Annotated in this window: 16 protein-coding genes and 1 tRNA gene; 6 read left to right on the forward strand and 11 right to left on the reverse strand. The window is 62.5% G+C overall.

The window, feature by feature from the left end:
* Positions 1 to 7 precede the first annotated feature (7 nt).
* From VGM61_RS02115 to pilV, 4 genes are read right to left on the reverse strand one after another with little or no spacing between them, the layout of a single operon-like run.
* Positions 8 to 5,521, reverse strand: coding sequence for a hypothetical protein (locus VGM61_RS02115; RefSeq protein WP_331521057.1), 5,514 nt, complete (start codon positions 5,519 to 5,521; stop codon positions 8 to 10).
* Positions 5,522 to 5,533: 12 nt separating this feature from the next.
* Positions 5,534 to 6,241, reverse strand: coding sequence for a pilus assembly PilX N-terminal domain-containing protein (locus VGM61_RS02120; RefSeq protein WP_331521058.1), 708 nt, complete (start codon positions 6,239 to 6,241; stop codon positions 5,534 to 5,536).
* A 2-nt stretch (positions 6,242 to 6,243) separates the two neighbouring features.
* The gene (locus tag VGM61_RS02125; protein ID WP_331521059.1) at positions 6,244 to 7,365 is read right to left on the reverse strand and encodes a PilW family protein; all 1,122 of its coding nucleotides are present in this window, start codon (positions 7,363 to 7,365) and stop codon (positions 6,244 to 6,246) included.
* Positions 7,362 to 7,898 carry a type IV pilus modification protein PilV gene (gene pilV, locus VGM61_RS02130; RefSeq protein ID WP_331521060.1) on the reverse strand — a complete coding sequence of 179 codons (537 nt, stop codon included), beginning with the start codon at positions 7,896 to 7,898 and terminating at the stop codon, positions 7,362 to 7,364. The genes VGM61_RS02125 and pilV overlap by 4 nt, the downstream gene beginning before the upstream one ends.
* 167 nt (positions 7,899 to 8,065) lie before the next feature.
* On the opposite strand from pilV, the gene VGM61_RS02135 reads away from it, so the two are divergent.
* On the forward strand, positions 8,066 to 8,251 hold the full coding sequence (locus VGM61_RS02135) for a hypothetical protein (protein ID WP_331521061.1): 186 nt from the start codon (positions 8,066 to 8,068) through the stop codon (positions 8,249 to 8,251).
* A gap of 98 nt (positions 8,252 to 8,349) precedes the next feature.
* The gene (locus VGM61_RS02140; protein WP_331521062.1) at positions 8,350 to 8,583 is read left to right on the forward strand and encodes a hypothetical protein; all 234 of its coding nucleotides are present in this window, start codon (positions 8,350 to 8,352) and stop codon (positions 8,581 to 8,583) included.
* Here the strand turns inward: VGM61_RS02140 and VGM61_RS02145 are convergent.
* Both VGM61_RS02145 and VGM61_RS02150 read right to left on the reverse strand, forming a co-directional pair.
* Positions 8,580 to 8,810, reverse strand: a complete 231-nt coding sequence (locus tag VGM61_RS02145) for a hypothetical protein (protein ID WP_331521063.1) — start codon at positions 8,808 to 8,810, stop codon at positions 8,580 to 8,582. The two genes, VGM61_RS02140 and VGM61_RS02145, sit on opposite strands and share 4 nt — an antisense overlap.
* A gap of 66 nt (positions 8,811 to 8,876) precedes the next feature.
* The gene (locus tag VGM61_RS02150) at positions 8,877 to 9,626 is read right to left on the reverse strand and encodes a hypothetical protein (protein ID WP_331521064.1); all 750 of its coding nucleotides are present in this window, start codon (positions 9,624 to 9,626) and stop codon (positions 8,877 to 8,879) included.
* Between the two features lie 178 nt (positions 9,627 to 9,804).
* Here VGM61_RS02150 and VGM61_RS02155 point away from each other — a divergent pair, with 178 nt between their 5' ends.
* From VGM61_RS02155 to VGM61_RS02170, 4 genes are all read left to right on the forward strand, one after another.
* Positions 9,805 to 10,128 (forward strand): YXWGXW repeat-containing protein, encoded by a 324-nt coding sequence (locus VGM61_RS02155; RefSeq protein ID WP_331521065.1) that lies wholly within the window; start codon positions 9,805 to 9,807, stop codon positions 10,126 to 10,128.
* A 99-nt stretch (positions 10,129 to 10,227) separates the two neighbouring features.
* Complete coding sequence (locus VGM61_RS02160; RefSeq protein WP_331521066.1) at positions 10,228 to 10,365, forward strand: hypothetical protein; 138 nt, start codon at positions 10,228 to 10,230, stop codon at positions 10,363 to 10,365.
* A gap of 25 nt (positions 10,366 to 10,390) precedes the next feature.
* Entirely contained in the window at positions 10,391 to 11,218 is an 828-nt protein-coding gene (locus VGM61_RS02165) for a hypothetical protein (RefSeq protein WP_331521067.1), read from the forward strand.
* A 176-nt stretch (positions 11,219 to 11,394) separates the two neighbouring features.
* Entirely contained in the window at positions 11,395 to 11,976 is a 582-nt protein-coding gene (locus tag VGM61_RS02170; protein ID WP_331521069.1) for a hypothetical protein, read from the forward strand.
* On the opposite strand, the gene VGM61_RS02175 is transcribed toward VGM61_RS02170, so the two are convergent.
* The 5 genes from VGM61_RS02175 to ispH form a co-directional block, all read right to left on the reverse strand.
* Positions 11,965 to 12,900, reverse strand: coding sequence for a type II CAAX endopeptidase family protein (locus VGM61_RS02175; protein WP_331521070.1), 936 nt, complete (start codon positions 12,898 to 12,900; stop codon positions 11,965 to 11,967). The two genes, VGM61_RS02170 and VGM61_RS02175, sit on opposite strands and share 12 nt — an antisense overlap.
* Positions 12,901 to 13,011: 111 nt before the next feature.
* Positions 13,012 to 13,695, reverse strand: a complete 684-nt coding sequence (locus VGM61_RS02180) for a toll/interleukin-1 receptor domain-containing protein (protein WP_331521071.1) — start codon at positions 13,693 to 13,695, stop codon at positions 13,012 to 13,014.
* A 3-nt stretch (positions 13,696 to 13,698) separates the two neighbouring features.
* Positions 13,699 to 14,562 carry a Tll0287-like domain-containing protein gene (locus tag VGM61_RS02185; RefSeq protein ID WP_331521072.1) on the reverse strand — a complete coding sequence of 288 codons (864 nt, stop codon included), beginning with the start codon at positions 14,560 to 14,562 and terminating at the stop codon, positions 13,699 to 13,701.
* Positions 14,563 to 14,779: 217 nt separating this feature from the next.
* A tRNA-Thr gene (locus tag VGM61_RS02190) sits at positions 14,780 to 14,855 on the reverse strand.
* A 43-nt stretch (positions 14,856 to 14,898) separates the two neighbouring features.
* Entirely contained in the window at positions 14,899 to 15,843 is a 945-nt protein-coding gene (gene ispH, locus VGM61_RS02195; protein ID WP_331521073.1) for a 4-hydroxy-3-methylbut-2-enyl diphosphate reductase, read from the reverse strand.

Genomic DNA, 15,843 nt, shown 5'->3' on the forward strand with positions numbered 1-15,843 from the left:
GTCATCCTCACTGTTGATCTACCGGCTCGCGCCAGGAAATCTGGTGGCTGTTCACCGGACTGATGGTACCCACATCCTTGCAGACCACCTTGTCGCCAATCTGCATGCACGCGGTGACCTTCTGCGTACCGGACCCTTGCGTGGTGTGGATGCTGGGCGCGGACGCCTTGCCCTTGCCGATGGTGGTCTTCTTGTACACCTCGCCCGGCTTGCCGTCCGACCCTGTCGCGCTGCCAAAACTCGCCGCGTGACTATCGGCGGTGCCGGTGATGTAGTTCAGCGCATAAAGGTAGCTTGTACCGGATACCGATATGGGGTTGCAGTCGGAGCTGTCGGAGGCGTCCTTGTCCGCCTTGGTCGGCGGCACGTAGGTCGGCGTCAACAGGATGCCGCCCAGCAGTGTCTGGCTGTTCACCACGCGCTCGGACGGCACCAGGGCACTGGCGCCACTGTCACCCGGGGTGAGGGCCAGCTTCCAGCCGGAGTATGTGAAGCAGAACGGCGTGGTGGTTGCCTTGGCCTGCAGGGCCGACGCCAGGCTTGACAACGTAGTGGCCCCCGCTGTGGTGGCGCCCAGCGTATCGTCGGAATTTACCTGCACATTGGTCGACACGAACAAGCTTGAATCGCTGACCGCAAGTGTCCGGCAAGCAGAGTTCAGGCCTAGCAGCAGGCTGTTGTCGGAAATACCGTAGATGTACTGCTGCTGCGTGCCCTGAGACGTAGTGGCCGAATCGTCTGCGTCGGTGAAGGCACGGCCCGAACCGAAGTATATGAAGTCGCGTCCGGACGGATCGCGTGCCAGGGTCGGACGTACCGTCACCGGCGTGCCGCCATTGTAGATCTGCAGCAAGCCTTGCCAGGCCGTCGGCAAGGAGCTTTCCACGCCAGCGGAGGTACGCATGTCGATCTTCCACAACCCACCGCCGAAGGCGCCACCCACGGCCGACGGGTTGGTCACCACGCCGAAGTACATGCCCTCGGCGCTGTTGTCCAGATCGTAATCGGAAGACACCATGTCGCCGGCGAAACTGCTGGCCGGTCCGTTGCTGAACTGCTTCGCATACGTTGCCTCGACAGTACCGTTACCGACCAGGCTGGAGAGATCGTAGATGTATGCGTTGAGCGGGATGGTAGGCGAGCCCTGCACCAGCTTGCCCGGCCCGCCGTTGTCCACCGGACCGGTACCGAAGCCCAGGAAAAACTTCAGGTTGCCCGAGGAATCCTTTTCGACCGCTATGGCAGGCGCCGGCGTCGTGAACGTGGGCACCGACTGCAGGTGGTCGAGGGACAACGCAATCGATGGGATCTCGCCCAACACAGTCGGTGGCTGCTCCGGATCAGTGATGTCCATGATCACGTAGGACGAGTTGGACGTCTGCACCGTCGATGGGCATGAAGCTGCGCTCGTACCCGAGCAGCCGAGTGTATTCACACTGATAGGGCCGCCACCGGTACGGAAGGGTACGACCATGATCGTGCCCCAGCCGCACACGTGGCCCTGACTGTCGACATTGGGCGTACCGCTGCTACATCCGTCGGCGGTGGCGTTACCGAATATCTTCACGTCGCTCACCACCGGTGAGCCGTCGACGTAGAACACGTGTGAGTAACTCTTGTCCGCTGCCCATCGCAAGTGCGCCAGAAGGTTGCTGGGCACGTACGCCCAGGCTTCCTGGCCCAGGGCCCAGTCGTTGCCAGAGGCCGACACTGGCGAGCCAGTCGTTCCCGGCGACGGCAACGTGCGAGTGAGCGTCGGCAACGTAGCTGATTTGCCGCCACTGGCGGGTTGTGCGGCGGTATAGAAACCTGCATTGAAGGCATGCAGCATGCCGTCGTTGGCGCCTACATACACCATCTGCCGGCGATGCAGGTAGTTGGTACGGAAGGCCAGGAAGCTGTTGTCGTTGTAGAGCAAGTCGTAGGATTCCGCCGGCACGCTCACTTCAATCGGCGAGGAATTGACGATGTCGCCCAGGCGATAGGTACGCGCGGAGGCGGTAACGTTCTGAAGGGGCACTGCACCACCGCCGGAACTGCGGCTGCGGAAATCGTCGGTGTCTTCCAGGCCGCGCACCCAGTTCACCATCGCCGCTGCCCGGGTGTTACTGATCTCGTTGAGCAAGCCGAAGTTGCCTATGCGATAGCTCAGGCCCGCAGCCGTCTTCGACGATTTACCGCATAACCCGGTACCATCCACCGGCGAGTAAGTGGCGCTGTTGCTACGCACCACCGTGTTGTTGCTGGTGATGCAGGCGCCGTTGTTACCCGTCCACACGAAGGGAACCTGCACGCCTGTGGTGATGGCGCCGGTTGCCGATCCGTTTTGCATGTACTTGCCGGTCAGGATCGACAAGGTCTTCTGCGGCTGCACCGCCACCGTGGTGAAGATGTAGCGCTGGCCACGATTGGCTGTCGTGTCCGCAGCGTCGGCGTAGTTACGCTGCACGGGGATGTTCGCCAGCGCCGTCGCATCGGCCGACTTAGTTGGGTCGTAATACGGATTGAGCAGGTCACCTGCATCCCACACCGGCGTCACCGTGTTTGACTGGGTGCAGTTCGCATCGGTAGCCGGATCGTCGCTCGGCGGTGCCGTGCAACGGAAGGTAGCAAGCGTGGCCGAGTTGGCCGCTGCGTTGGACGGGCGGCCGCTGGCGATATAAGCCGCATCTGGCGACAACACCGGATTACCCGCCGTGTCCTTCAACCCCCCCTCGCGCAGGTAGCCCTGGGCATCGGTCCAGAACGACCGCAGGCTGCCCGTCCAGACCACGCCATCGAAGAGACTGTAGTACTTCACCTGGTAGGCCAGGCCGTTACCAACGAAGTCGTTGCTGGAATCGGCCAGGCCCGCGTTGCCGGTGTCGTTGCCGCTGCTGGCGGCGATGGCCTGGAAAACGGCGTCTAGCTGGTCCTTCAGCTTGCCCGCGTTGCGAGCGAAGAAGTAGTTCGCAGGATCGGTTCCTGGCGCCAGCACAGGCGCGGTACCGTTGAAACCCGAATACTTGGCTGCATACCATAGGGGCGTCTGCAGCGCGCTTACCGAAGGATCGGAACTGGCGGTGAAGGTCGTGACCTGGGGATTGGAATCGCAATACGGCGAGGCCAGGTTATTGCAGCCGAAGGACACACCGGAGTTGTTGAATTCCGTAACACCGTCCGCCGTTGTGCCGGCCAGCTGATAGCCGATATACATGCCACCTGAGCTGTATCCCAGCCATTGGTTACGCATGATCAGGGTATTGTCGGTGGGGGTATTCACCAACTTGCCGTCAGTCGTGCAAGCACCTCCGCTGGTGCCCACGGTGGACCCTGTAGTCTTACCGCCGAATACGATTGGATCGCAGATCGCCACCCCACCGCTGACTACCTTCGATGGCTGAAGGCAACTGCTGCCCACGCAATAGGAAATGACGTTGGTGGCGTCCTGATCGTGGTCCGAGCCGTATTGGGAATCTTCCCACACGAAGTAGAAGCTGCCCACGTTCGGATACTTCTTAGTGGGCACCATGCCATAGGTCGTGTTCTTGTCCAAATTCTGCCGCGAGCCCAGCGACACCGAACCGATATAACAGCTTGAATACGTGCCCACAGCCGCAGGATCGGCACGACAGGTCGGCGATACCGAGACGTTCTTCGAGCCCACTGGAATGTTGAATGAAGGCAGGTTGTCCGACAGAGAAATGCCGTAGGTCTTGACGCGGAAGCTGCTATCGACTTTACCGTCGGTGCGGATAAGGGTGGTCCAGGCGCCGTAGCTCAGGCCTGCGATGAAGTACGAACCGCCCTGGCCTGGGGTGCCAAGGCAAACGCCCACCAGGGTCGACATGTTGCCGACGGTCGCCGGTGTGCAAATGGAGATATCGCTGTAGGAACCGACGGACGTAAGCGTGCCGTTACTCGGCGCACCCGTTAGCGCGGTTGTATTGTAGTAAGTGGAAAGCAAGTATTTGCCACTGATGCCTTCCAGCGACTGCACCTTGTTGGTAAGCACCGCAGCCGAACTCAAGTTCTCCACGCTCGACACGTTCTCGCTGTCGAAGCTGTTCAGGCCACTGCTGATGACCACGATCGAGCACGTGGCGCAGGGCTGGTTGCGCGGCTTTGTCGAACCGCTGTCGGTGCCATAGGGGTCGTTCCAGGGCGGCGTGGGCAACGTGGTGTCGCCGGTTTGCGACGGACCGGTATCACCAATGATGTAACGCAAGGCATCGGCATACATGCTGGCCAGCGGATTGCCGAAATCCGGGCACATCGTGGGGTTGGCTTGAATGTAATAACTGCGGGCACCCCACGCCGTCTTCGAGGGCGAATAGCATCCCGTGTCGCCGGAGGTGCCATAGTCGGCGCCTGCCCACCCGGTAATCTGCAGGCGGTCGAGCGTGATTACGATGCCTTCCGTGGTGTTGATGCCCTGCTTGTAGCAGAAAGTGCCATCGACATTGCTGAATTCATCGCCCGTAGCGCAGCCGCTGGCAACTGTGGTGTCGTTGTAAGCAAGCTTACCGATGTTGCGCCGTAACTGGCCGCCAACGCGTGGTGTCTTCCAGCCATTGGTGACCAGACCGAAGCGCTTGGCGGTGGTGTTGTCGTTCTTGCTGTACTTCTGCAGCAAGCCCTCGGGCTTCAGGCTCTTTCCGGTGGTGACGCAGAAGGCCTCGGTGGGGCTACCGTCCTGTTTGCACACGGTGACGCGCGCGTTGTAATCCTGATTGCCGTCACCGCTCTTCGGACGATTGGTGTCGCCTTCGCCGGCGCCGTTCCACTGGCACTGCAGCTTGGCCGTGGTGGCCCAGTCCGGCCACTGGTCGTTGGCCACTCGGATCACCGGTGCCGGCGTGATGCCAGAGATAACCTGGGTGGGGGTAGAAAAGGCCCCGGTTTTACCAGCGGAGACATTGCAGAAGGTGGTCGGGCTGGTAAACGGCGTATAGCTACCGATGTCGGTACCGGTATAAACCTTCGCCCAGGCATGCAGGTCGTCGGGAATCTCTGCACGCTCAAGCACCGTGGTCTTGGCGGTATCGGTACTGCGCGTTCCGCCGTAAAGCACCCAGCGGATGATGTCCAGGCGGCTCATCGACACCCAGTTCAGGAAGTTGCCGCTCCACGGACCGAGCGATGCCGAGCACTGGTGGGCGGTGGCTGTACCGGTCGCGCTGAACGTACCGCTGGCATACGTGTAGCAAAGGCTTGGGTCGAAGTAGCCGTTGTAGTCGAAGGCGTTCTGGTAGGTAGTGTCCACCGTGCCATCGCCATCTAGGTCGGTGTAGTCGGGATAGGCCTTGTTGAATAGCTGTTCGTCGCGTGACATCACCAACATGATCAGCGGCGCCACCTTTGGTGCGGCGGTGGCCACGGAGCCTGGGGGGAAGGCTTCGTAGTTCGACATGTTCATCGAATTGATGTCTGAGAGCTGACCGGTAGTGGGCGCGGACTGCGCCCACACAGCGGCACAGGAGAGTACCCCGATCAGCAGGCAGGCGATGATCGCCTGGGTTGAGCGCTGGAACCTGGCCATGGACTGCCCCTGTTACTTGATGACTTGGTTGTATTGGGTGATCGTGGTCGCCGTGCCGCCACCGGGCACCACCGACGCACTCCTGATCTGGAAAATCATCGAACCGCCGCCGTTGGCCGAGCCCACACCTTTGCTGGAGTAGCCCTGAGCCTGGGCGCCGCCTGCACCGGCGCTGACCACCGAACCGTCCTTGACGATGGCGATCTTGGTGACCGCCTGCTGGTCGGTCGTGCATGTATCGGCCGTGGTGGTGCACGTTGTGAGCACCACATCGGTGTCCCACTGCGAAGGATCGTAGTAATACCCCGGGCTACGCGTGACGCAGGTGGGGTCGGTGTAGAAGTTGATCGGGCCACCGCACTCCTGCTGCAAGCCGCCATTCGCCGGGTCCATCTTCGTCAACCACAATGGCGTCTTGGCGAAGGTGACTGCGGGATTGAAATCCGTCGTCGCGATTGCACCACCCCAGGTGGTAGGCCAGCCGCGGTAGAACACGTGCTGGTCGAACAATGCCAGGGGTACCGCGCGCGCCGCTTCGGAGGTTTCGAAAGCCTGCTCGTGCTTGGCGGTGGCATTGACCAGGTTCATTTCGAGCAACGTACCGCGCATGGCGATGATCGCCACCAGCGACAGCATCACCAGAAAGATCAGGCCCACCAGCAAGGCGGCACCCTGTTGACGACCAACGTGACGAAACCGGGGCGTGTCATGTCTGGTCATGGTCAGTTCTCGTTCCGGTTCCGCAGCTGCACCACGAACTGTTGCACGGCCCGGGTGAACTGCCAGGGTTTGTCGCCGAATGGCGTGAAGTTGGTGCAGCCGGATACGTCAGCGCCGGAGACCGCGATCTTGTACGTGCAGTCCGAACTCAACTTGTAAGTGCCTTCGTGTGGCACGGCAACATCACGCACAGGCGACACAGCCACCACGCTGACAGCCGCCGATACCACGCGGTCCCATGCATTGGCGGCGGTTACCTCCGAGGCCGTCATGTAGCTTGTGGGCGCCGGCGAGTTGCCATCGGCCGCCGAGACGCCGTACGACACTTTCAGTTGCTCCACGCCGTCGATCACCGCTTCGGAGATGAACTTGCCATCAGAGCGCAGGTACATGCGCATCAGCGTTGGCAATGGCGCGCCGTTGTCGTCGGTAGCGGCACACACGGCAGTTGTCGGGGCGCTACAGGGACGCAGGTAATACACATCCACTCGATATGGGAAAACATAACCCCGGATGGAATCTGAATTGGTCGGCGTCGAGGGCACCGGACTGCCAGCGAACAGCGTGGCCTGCCCTCCCACCGCGGTTACCAAGTAAACCTGGCTAGGATTGGCGCCGATGGTAGCTGCCTCAGCCGGGACCGGACCTGGCGAAAGCATCTGGGTGTCGACGTAGCGCATCACGATCACGTCGCTGCCCTTGACGTAGTTCGCCGCGTCACCGATGCAGGCGGCGCCCAGCGGAAAGGTATCCGAACCGCTATAACCGAACACGCTGCCGCCCCCGGTACTGTTGGGTACCACCGATGTGGCCCACGCCTGGGTGCAACTGCCACCCGTCGCGGTGATCGCCGCCGTCGCGGTGGAATTGATGTTGATGCTGTTGTAGTCGTTGCCACCCCAGAAATCCGCCATGCGCAGCGACCACCCAATACGGTCAGCGGCTACACGGACGTTCTGCTGCAGGTAGTTGGCACCGGACTGCAGCTGGTAACCCTTGCGATTGGCAATGAAGAGGTTGATCAGGCCACCGACCACCACGATGCCCAGTACCACAGCGATCATCATTTCGACGAGTGAGAAACCCCGCTGCCCCACCGGTTTGGCCGTTCGCGTCATGGTCATGGCAGGTAGTCGAAGGAGTAGCTTTCGTTATTGGTATCGGTACCGGTGCTATCGCGGCTCTGCGACAGCCCATTCCAGGTAGTGGTGATGGTGAGCGTGCCGCGGGTAGTGCTGGGCGTGATCGAGGCAATGCCCACGGTGCCGACGGGCACGGCCAGCGTGGTGCTGATCTGGGTGATCCAGTTGGTGATGTCCGCCGCCGCGACCTTGCAGGGGTCGTCGCCGCACTTGCTGGGATCGGGAATCCCGCCTGTGTACTTGTAGTAACTGGCGCTGACGTCACCGCCCTTGGCGGCGATGTCGCTGGATTTACTGACCCCGAATACGCCGGCGGGGTTCGCGCGCATGGCATCAGCCAGGCTGCGGGCTTGTAGCACCGCCACGGTTCGCGCACCGGCCTGTTTGGTGAATTGCGCACCCTTCAGCTGCATCAGGGCAAGCCCAAGCACGCCCACGCTGAAGATCACGATGGCAACCAGCACTTCGAGCAATGACACGCCGCGCTGGACGCGCGACGACGGCGACTTTGCCACAGTGATTCCCCCAAACCCCATTCCGACGCATGCATCCTGTCGCACCGCCCGGCGCAGACGCCAGCGCCAGGCGACGAGCGGTTAGATTCCGCCGACAAACGGTATACGGCCGGTTCACTCCCCCCGGCAGTCAATGGCCATGAACCCGCCGCCCAGGAGGCTGCTCCATGTCCAGCCACGACCGTAAAGACGTCCACCATCCCGACCACGGCCAGCCGACCCATCCGGAAACGGCCGGGGAAAAAGCCCGCCGCAAACTGCAGGAAAGCGATAACCAGGACCAGGCGCTGGAAGAGACCTTCCCCGCCAGCGACCCGGTATCTCCCTTTGTCCCGGCCAAGGCGCCGGACTAACCTGAACGTTGGCTCGGGTTGACCTGCCGCCGTGACGAGATGGTCACAACCGGATGTTTAACTTGCGCGGCCTTCGAAAGCCCACTGGAGCTTCAAGCGTGCTCGCGCAATATGTCGCCCCCACCCGCTTGGGAACCGCCCGGATCGTCCGCCACGGCCGCCAGTGGCGCGCCTTGATCAATGACGCCGAATATGGACGCCACGAAACGCCCGAGGCAGCAATAGCAGCCCTGCGCGAAGGCGAGCCTGCTGCCCGCGTGCCAGGTCTGCCCCAATGGAGCTTCACCGACGATCACCCACTGGCCAGCCTGCCCAATCCGCGCGCGGCCTAACGCTTTTCGCGCTTATGGAGCCCATGCTTCTGCGCCTCGCGGGCTTCGCGCCAGCCCTCACTGAGCGCCAGGGCTTCGGTTTCATAGGTAAAGCTGCCGCTGTCGCTGGTGGCAAGGATCGTGTGGCCATCATCATTAAGTACGGTGTAACTCCAGCCGTAACGGATGCTGCCTTCATCCGAACGCGGAGCACGGACAGTGATCAGGGAATCATCGAGCCGGGTCATCGCGCGTCTCCATGGGAGTCGGCCCGGATATTAACGCTCCCAGGGGCGAAGGATGAATGAAAGCGCTCAAGCGTGGTCTTGATAGGGCGAGTAATTCGCCTCGTTGGCCGATGGTTCAACCGCGCCCAGGAGGATATGCACCTGCGCGGCATCGATCGGGGCCAGTCGGGGGAAGGTGGCATTGACCAGGGCGGCAACCACCGGCGAGGGGCTCTGGCCCAGGTGCTGGTTCAGCAGATCGTGCAACTCGCCAATCATGCGCAGGCGCTGGCGGCTGACATGGTCCTGGCGGGCCTGGTCGGCGTTGGATTGCACCCAGCTTCCGACATCGGTGCGCAGGCCCATCAACGATGCACACAAGAGGTCCGCGTACTCGCCACGGCTGTCCACCTGCGGAATCCAGGTACCACGACTGGCCAGGTAACCCTCCACCGCCCTGCCGGTTTCACCTTTGGCGCAGGCCTGTTCACACAGGTGCGGGTCCATGCGCATCAGCGTATCGATGGCTTGCAACACCGCGCGGCCGTGCAGGCCGGCATCATCGGGCGAGGCCCATTCCATTCCGTCACGATCGGTGAAGGCGCGTTCGACGATCCAGAACACATCGAAGGCCATCAGCCGCTTCATCTCCTGGCTCATGCCGGACAAATCGTCGTCGAGCAGGCGCCAGGCCTCGATGGCATACGGGTTTGCGCCGAAGCGGGCCAAGGCCGATGTCAGTTCGCCGCGTGGATCGAGCATTTCCGCGTGCTCGCCGAAGCCGGCTGAATATTCAGCCAGTGCGTCGTTAAGCCAGGCTTCGGTGCTCCCGTCCATGTTCTCCCCACACAATTTCGCTTTACCTGACGGTATCGGCGGCAGGCGGGGATGCTTGAGCTACCGGAGCCCAGCGAAACCTGAACGGGCATGGCCCGCGCCGTCAACGTTCTATGTCCGCAACCGTTTTTTCTTCCTGCTGCGGACGTGGGTCCGCCTGTTGCTGGAGGAGTGACTGATGAACCGGATTACCCGAACCCTTGCCCTCGCCGCCTTTGCCGGCCTGGGCCTCGGCGCCACCGCATACACCGCACCGGTGCAAGCCCGCGAGGTGGTGGTCGTCACCACCCGCGTTGCCCCGCCGCCGCCACGCTTTGAACGTGTCCCGCCGCCGCGTGTGGGTTACGTCTGGGCGCCGGGCTACTGGCGATGGAACGGCTCGCGCCACGTCTGGGCCGGCGGCTATTGGGTCCGTGCTCGTCCCGGCTATCGCTGGGCCCCCCCGCGCTGGGAGCATCGCGGCCCGGGTTGGCGTTATCACGGCGGCGGCTGGGTGCGTTGATCTAGCACCCGTCATCTTCCCGTCACCGGCGCTGCACGAGGCGCCGGCCAGCCTCCGGACACGGATCGTCCGGAGGGCCGGACGCGGGAGGAGTACTGAATGAACGAAACATCGGAGTCGAAGGGTGTCGCCGCCCCCGGCAAGCAGAAAGGCGGCATCGGCTATGTCGTGCTGTGGTTGCTCGGCGTACCCATTCCCGTGCTGATCCTGATCGCGCTCGTGCGCGGTTGTGCCTGATCCCCCTATCGCACGGAGAAAAACCATGGCTTACGTAGCTTCCACGGCGACCGAGGTCGTCGTGACTTATCCGCGCCTTTCCTGGGGCGCCATCTTCGGCGGCTGGCTGGTCGCCACCGCCGTCGCCGGCCTGCTGTACGTGGCCGGACTTGCCCTCGGGTTCGCCGCTTTCGATGCTTCGGACCTTGCCAGCACAACCAAGGGCATCGGCATCGGTACTGGCATTTGGTTCGTCCTGACGTGGGCTGCCGCCCTGTTCCTGGGTGGCATGGCGGCGAGCTGGTTCGACAACCAGCTCGAACACACCATGGGCGCTCTGCAAGGCGTGGCCGTATGGGGGTTGTCCTTGACGGCCACGGCTTTGTGGATTGCCATGGGATTGGGCCACGCAGCGACGGGCGGTGCCGCGGTGGCTGCGGCGGCGCACGGCAACGGAGGTGGCGCATCGATTGTCGCCAGCGGTCCGGCCACCGAGGAAGTGGCTATCCTCGACGAGCAAGTGCACCAGGCGCTTCGCGGCGAACGCAACGACTCGGCAGTGACCGCCGCGCTCATCGCGAGCCACGACGACGCCGCACGCCGCCTCATCGAAGCACGCGGAGCCAGCGGCGCCGAAGCCCAGCGTGTACTGGCGTCGATGTCGGCGCAGACCCAGGCCGCCCGCAACGCCACCGCGGCGCAGGCCGAACGCGTGGCGCATTACACCTCGTTGAGCATGTGGGTATCGTTCCTGAGCGGGTTCCTTGCGTTTCTTGCGGCCGCCGGCGGCGGCTGGGTTGGCGCGAACAACCTGCACCGGGTGTTTCATCTCAGGCGGTATGAAGGAAGGTCCGTGCGCGACGTTGTCACTTGATCCTCGTGGCGTCCCGATGATCAGTGTCATGCGCGGCCTGCGAGCAGTCCCGCATGACACCATGCTCGGAATGGTCGGATGCATCACCGACAGCAGTCGAGATCCCAGCTGACATACGTAGGCAATGTCGCACGGCAAAATCGACGCTCAGCAAGCGCGATCGAGACACCATCATCATGGACGCGAATAATTTGAGCATTCCTTACAGGGAACAGCCATCGCCGGTTGACGAATCCCCGGGAGCGCACAATCATCCGGGCATGGACGATCGTATGGCTCGAATGGAAGTGAACATCAACTACATCCGTCGTGATGTGGACGAACTTCGCAGTGGGCTCCACAGAGTGGAAGAGCACATTCAACGCGAGGCATGGCGGTACGACATCAATGCGTTGAAGGACACCATCCACAGCGAATCATCGAAGCGACAGGAACAGTTCACGGAATTACGCGGTGAAATTGGCGACGTACGCCGTGAAATTGGCGACCTGCGCGCGGCCATGACCACTGAGACTGGCAACCTCCGCGCGACCATGACCACTGAGACTGGCGACCTGCGCGTGGCCATGACCACGGAGACTGGCGACCTGCGCGTGGCCATGACCGCGATGGAATTTCGCCTGGAACGGAAGTTCGAGCAATGCCTGCTCAAATTTCAATCGCGCATGCTGTGGGCCATTGGCGCAGCCGTGGGACCCATCATGCTAGCGTGGTTCATCCAGACGTTCCTGCCTGCACTCAGGGCCTCAGGCGTTTGATGCCTCCGGCCGGCGGCGCACCCACGAGGGCGCTATCAGGGTCCCGCGCCGCAGCGCGACTACCACCAGCACTACCGTGAGCACGCTGCAACAACCCAGCGCAACTACCGATGCCTCGGCGCCAAAGCTGCCGCCAGTCAACCAGTCGGGCCCGGAAATGCGCGGTGCTATCCAACCCTTCTGCGCGATCCCGGAGACCGAAATACCGTACACGGTTCCCTGCATGATGTTCCACGCCGCGTGCAAGCCCATGCAAAGCCATAGCGACCGGGTCACGTTGTAGAGCATGCCGAACAGCAGGCCGGCTTCGATGGCAATGGCCAGTGCACTCCACAGGGTGGCATTCGGGTTACCAAGATGCGCAGCGCCAAAAACCAACGCCGAGATCACCAGCGCGGCCCACGTGCCCAGGCCTTCCTCGACGATACGGAACAGCACGCCACGGCAGACGATTTCCTCGGTGATACCCGGGGCAATTCCCAACATCACGATCTGCGCGATCCAGGCAACCTCACTGTTGTAGCCATCGATCCGATAGCCACCGGCCAGGGCGATCACGCCAACGACCACACTGAAAAGGAATGCCCCGCCCACCAGGCCCGCAACGATACCCACGGGCGCGCGCGACGCTGCAAGTTCCGCGATGCGTCGCTTCTCGATGAAGCGCACCAACAGCCAGTAGGACAGTACAAACGGGATAATCATCACCAGACGTCGCAACGTGGATGCAGGTGTCATCGAAGCCAGGCCTGCACCGGGCAGGCCGACCAGCTTGAGCGCAAAGTTGAATACCGTGAGCGACACCGCCAGGAAGAAGGCAAAGATCACGATACGTGCCAGCGGCGAATCGATCAGCCAGCGCTTCCAGCCCGGGCGGCCATCAAGCGGCAACGACGGCGGAACGTCTATCACAGTGGTGTTCATTGGTTTTCCCCAGGCCGGCATGGCTGCATTGAAGGCTAGCGGGCATACGCGCCGATGCCAAGGCTCGATGCCATAAGTCATGGCGTGTGAGCCGGACTCATCAGCCGCCCGCTATCTACCCGCACCGATCCGCCAGCAGGCTTCAAGGAAGATCCGTCGTTCCATCTCGCCGTCAATTTCCTGTGCAAGGCACTGCGCGAGGACATTCAGGTCGCCGCCGCCCTTCGCAGCCCGACGTACCAGGTGCCCGGCGACGGGCCCGATACGCCTGGCCAGTTCCGTCTCGAGTAAGCGCAAGTGCACCGCATCAACGCCGCCGGCCGGATGGGAGATATCGGCCGGTCCAGTGTCCGGCGACGGACGGTGTTCGGAGGAAGGGTGATGGGCGGCGCTCCCGCCAAGGGCAGAATCCAGATAGTCGCGCAGACGATCGATGTGAGGTTCTAGGGGTGGCGGGAACGCATCCATCCAGTGTTGTGTGCTAAGGAAGTACTCCAGGCTCTTTGATGGCAGCACATCCTCGATCCGAAAGGGCAGTATCGGCACTTGCTTGTGCACGGCCCGTTCTACTTCGCGCCGCACCTGGCCTGAATCATTGCTGCTGCCGGAGAAAACCAGCACCATAAGACGCGCACTGGAAATCGCATCGATGATTTCGGCGGCCCAGTCGGCTGCCGGGGATACGTCGCGCGGCGCTATCCATACGCTGATGCCGTGTGCCTCCAGACGCTGCACAAGTGCCAAGGCAGCCTCGCGATCGGGCTGCGAATAGCTGACGAACAGGTCGTGGGCCATGGCTCAGCCGCCCAGCATCCGCAGCGCCTTGTCGAGGCTTTTGCGCATGCGGTTAAAGGCGGTCGACAACGCCGCCACCTCAGGTCCTCCGCCACTCGGGAAATCCGCGGCCGCCGTATCGCCAAGGCTCACCTGGTCGGCTATCCGCGCGATCCGGCGCACCGGCCGGATGACCAGTACATAAAGCGATGCATTGATGACCAGCCACACGCCTGCGAGCATCGCGGCGATAGCGATCAGCACGTCGCGGCGGACACGTCCGGCGCTCGACTGGGCACTGTCGAAGGGCACCGAGACGATCTGCGCGCCGACCACTTCGTTAGGCTGCCAGCCGAATCCGTTATCGCTGCCATAGCGTGCCAGCATGGTTGCCGGTGCCGCTGACGGCAGGCTGTGACACCCCAAACAACCGGCATCGACCCGGATGGGACGCGCCAGGTAGAGGGACCTGCCCATCGGGGTGTCGCGTATCCCACTTACTTGCCTGGTGCCGCTGTCGTTACGGAAGCGCTGCACGATGTCTGCCTCCCAATCCGTCGCGCGGTCGCGTGGATTGGTCGGGTTGAGCGTGGCTTCCTTGTAGGAGTACTCAGGGTGCTTCTTGTGCAGCGTGAGGAAGTTCTGCGTCGCGGCATAGAACGGCACGCTCTGGGGGCGGAACGCGCTGGCCAACTTGTCGCCGAGCAATGGTCCGATCTCGGTCTCGGTGTAGAAGCGGATCGCCGCAGCGCTGTCCATCATCAAACCAGCCTGGGCAAGCACTTCGCGCGTTGCGTTTTCCTGCAGCGTCGCCGTTACGATGAGGGAGATCGCGAACATACCGAGCGCAAAGGCGACAAGCAGTATCAGGTTGATCCGCAGCAGCATGCTCGGCCCCCTTTGACGGAGCGCAGGTCGACGCACCCGGCCCGACTATGTTCATGGCTGTGGGAACTTCGATGACGGCCTGGAGACTCGGCGCTCATGCCATCGTGGCAATCATGACATAAGCAAATTTGCCGCGCGCCCGATCAGGGACCAGGGCGTACAAATAAAACAGCGACATACGTTGATGCACGTATGTCGCTGTTTTTATTGCAAAATATGGTGCCGGAAATAGGAATCGAACCTACGACCTACGCATTACGAATGCGCCGCTCTACCAACTGAGCTATTCCGGCGAAGAGGCGGGATTTTAGGGGGCTTGGGGGCTTGGGCGCAAGCCTAGCTGGCAGCCATGCGCAGTTCGCGCGGCAGGGCAAAGGTGATGTTCTCAGCTTCGCCGTCCAGCTCGCTCACCGTGCCGGCACCCCAGGTCTGCAGGCGGGCGATCACTTCCCTGACCAGTTTCTCCGGCGCGGAGGCACCGGCAGTAACGCCCACGCGCGTGGCGCCTTCCAGCCAGGCCTTCTCGATGTGCTCGGCACCGTCGATCAGATAGGCACGCACGCCCTGCTTCTGGGCAAGTTCGCGCAGGCGGTTGGAGTTGGAACTGTTGACCGACCCCACCACCAGCACCAGGTCTACCGCGTCGGCCAACCGGCGCACGGCATCCTGGCGGTTCTGCGTGGCGTAGCAGATGTCGTCCTTGCGCGGGCCTTCGATGGCCGGGAATTTCTCGCGCAGCGCCTTGATGATGGCGATGGTGTCATCCACGCTTAAGGTGGTCTGGGTGACAAAGGCGAGCTTTTCCGGCTGCGCCGGATTGAAGCCTGCCACCTGCTCCACTGACTCCACCAGGTGGATGGCTCCGGTGTGGGCGCGGTTCCACTGACCCATGGTGCCCTCGACTTCCGGGTGGCCGCCGTGACCGATCAGCACCACGTCGTAGCCGGCGCGTCCCAGGCGGGCGACTTCCATGTGTACCTTGGTTACCAGCGGGCACGTGGCGTCGAACACGGTAAGCCCGCGGCGGTCGGCTTCCTCACGCACGGCCTTGGGCACGCCGTGGGCGCTGAAAATCACGGTAGCGCCGTCGGGGACGTCGGTGAGCTCTTCGACGAACACGGCGCCGTCCGCTCGCAGGCGTTCCACCACGTAGCGGTTGTGTACCACCTCGTGCCGGACATAGATGGGTGCGCCATAGGACTCCAGCGCACGATCGACGATGGCGATGGCGCGGTCGACGCCGGCGCAGAACCCACGGGGATTGGCAAGGAGGATATCCAT

The sequence above is a fragment of the Pinirhizobacter sp. genome (assembly GCF_036499745.1).
Taxonomy (GTDB): domain Bacteria; phylum Pseudomonadota; class Gammaproteobacteria; order Xanthomonadales; family Rhodanobacteraceae; genus Pinirhizobacter.

Excerpts from the sequence above, each read along its gene's own strand:
- ispH (WP_331521073.1), bottom strand. The coding sequence starts at position 15,843 with ATGGATATCCTCCTTGCCAATCCCCGTGGGTTCTGCGCCGGCGTCGAC.
- VGM61_RS02175 (WP_331521070.1), bottom strand. The coding sequence starts at position 12,900 with ATGAACACCACTGTGATAGACGTTCCGCCGTCGTTGCCGCTTGATGGC.
- VGM61_RS02160 (WP_331521066.1), top strand. The coding sequence starts at position 10,228 with ATGAACGAAACATCGGAGTCGAAGGGTGTCGCCGCCCCCGGCAAGCAG.
- VGM61_RS02145 (WP_331521063.1), bottom strand. The coding sequence starts at position 8,810 with ATGACCCGGCTCGATGATTCCCTGATCACTGTCCGTGCTCCGCGTTCG.
- VGM61_RS02135 (WP_331521061.1), top strand. The coding sequence starts at position 8,066 with ATGTCCAGCCACGACCGTAAAGACGTCCACCATCCCGACCACGGCCAG.
- VGM61_RS02185 (WP_331521072.1), bottom strand. The coding sequence starts at position 14,562 with ATGCTGCTGCGGATCAACCTGATACTGCTTGTCGCCTTTGCGCTCGGT.
- VGM61_RS02180 (WP_331521071.1), bottom strand. The coding sequence starts at position 13,695 with ATGGCCCACGACCTGTTCGTCAGCTATTCGCAGCCCGATCGCGAGGCT.
- VGM61_RS02125 (WP_331521059.1), bottom strand. The coding sequence starts at position 7,365 with ATGACCATGACGCGAACGGCCAAACCGGTGGGGCAGCGGGGTTTCTCA.
- VGM61_RS02115 (WP_331521057.1), bottom strand. The coding sequence starts at position 5,521 with ATGGCCAGGTTCCAGCGCTCAACCCAGGCGATCATCGCCTGCCTGCTG.
- VGM61_RS02150 (WP_331521064.1), bottom strand. The coding sequence starts at position 9,626 with ATGGACGGGAGCACCGAAGCCTGGCTTAACGACGCACTGGCTGAATAT.
- VGM61_RS02155 (WP_331521065.1), top strand. The coding sequence starts at position 9,805 with ATGAACCGGATTACCCGAACCCTTGCCCTCGCCGCCTTTGCCGGCCTG.
- VGM61_RS02120 (WP_331521058.1), bottom strand. The coding sequence starts at position 6,241 with ATGACCAGACATGACACGCCCCGGTTTCGTCACGTTGGTCGTCAACAG.
- VGM61_RS02165 (WP_331521067.1), top strand. The coding sequence starts at position 10,391 with ATGGCTTACGTAGCTTCCACGGCGACCGAGGTCGTCGTGACTTATCCG.
- VGM61_RS02170 (WP_331521069.1), top strand. The coding sequence starts at position 11,395 with ATGGACGCGAATAATTTGAGCATTCCTTACAGGGAACAGCCATCGCCG.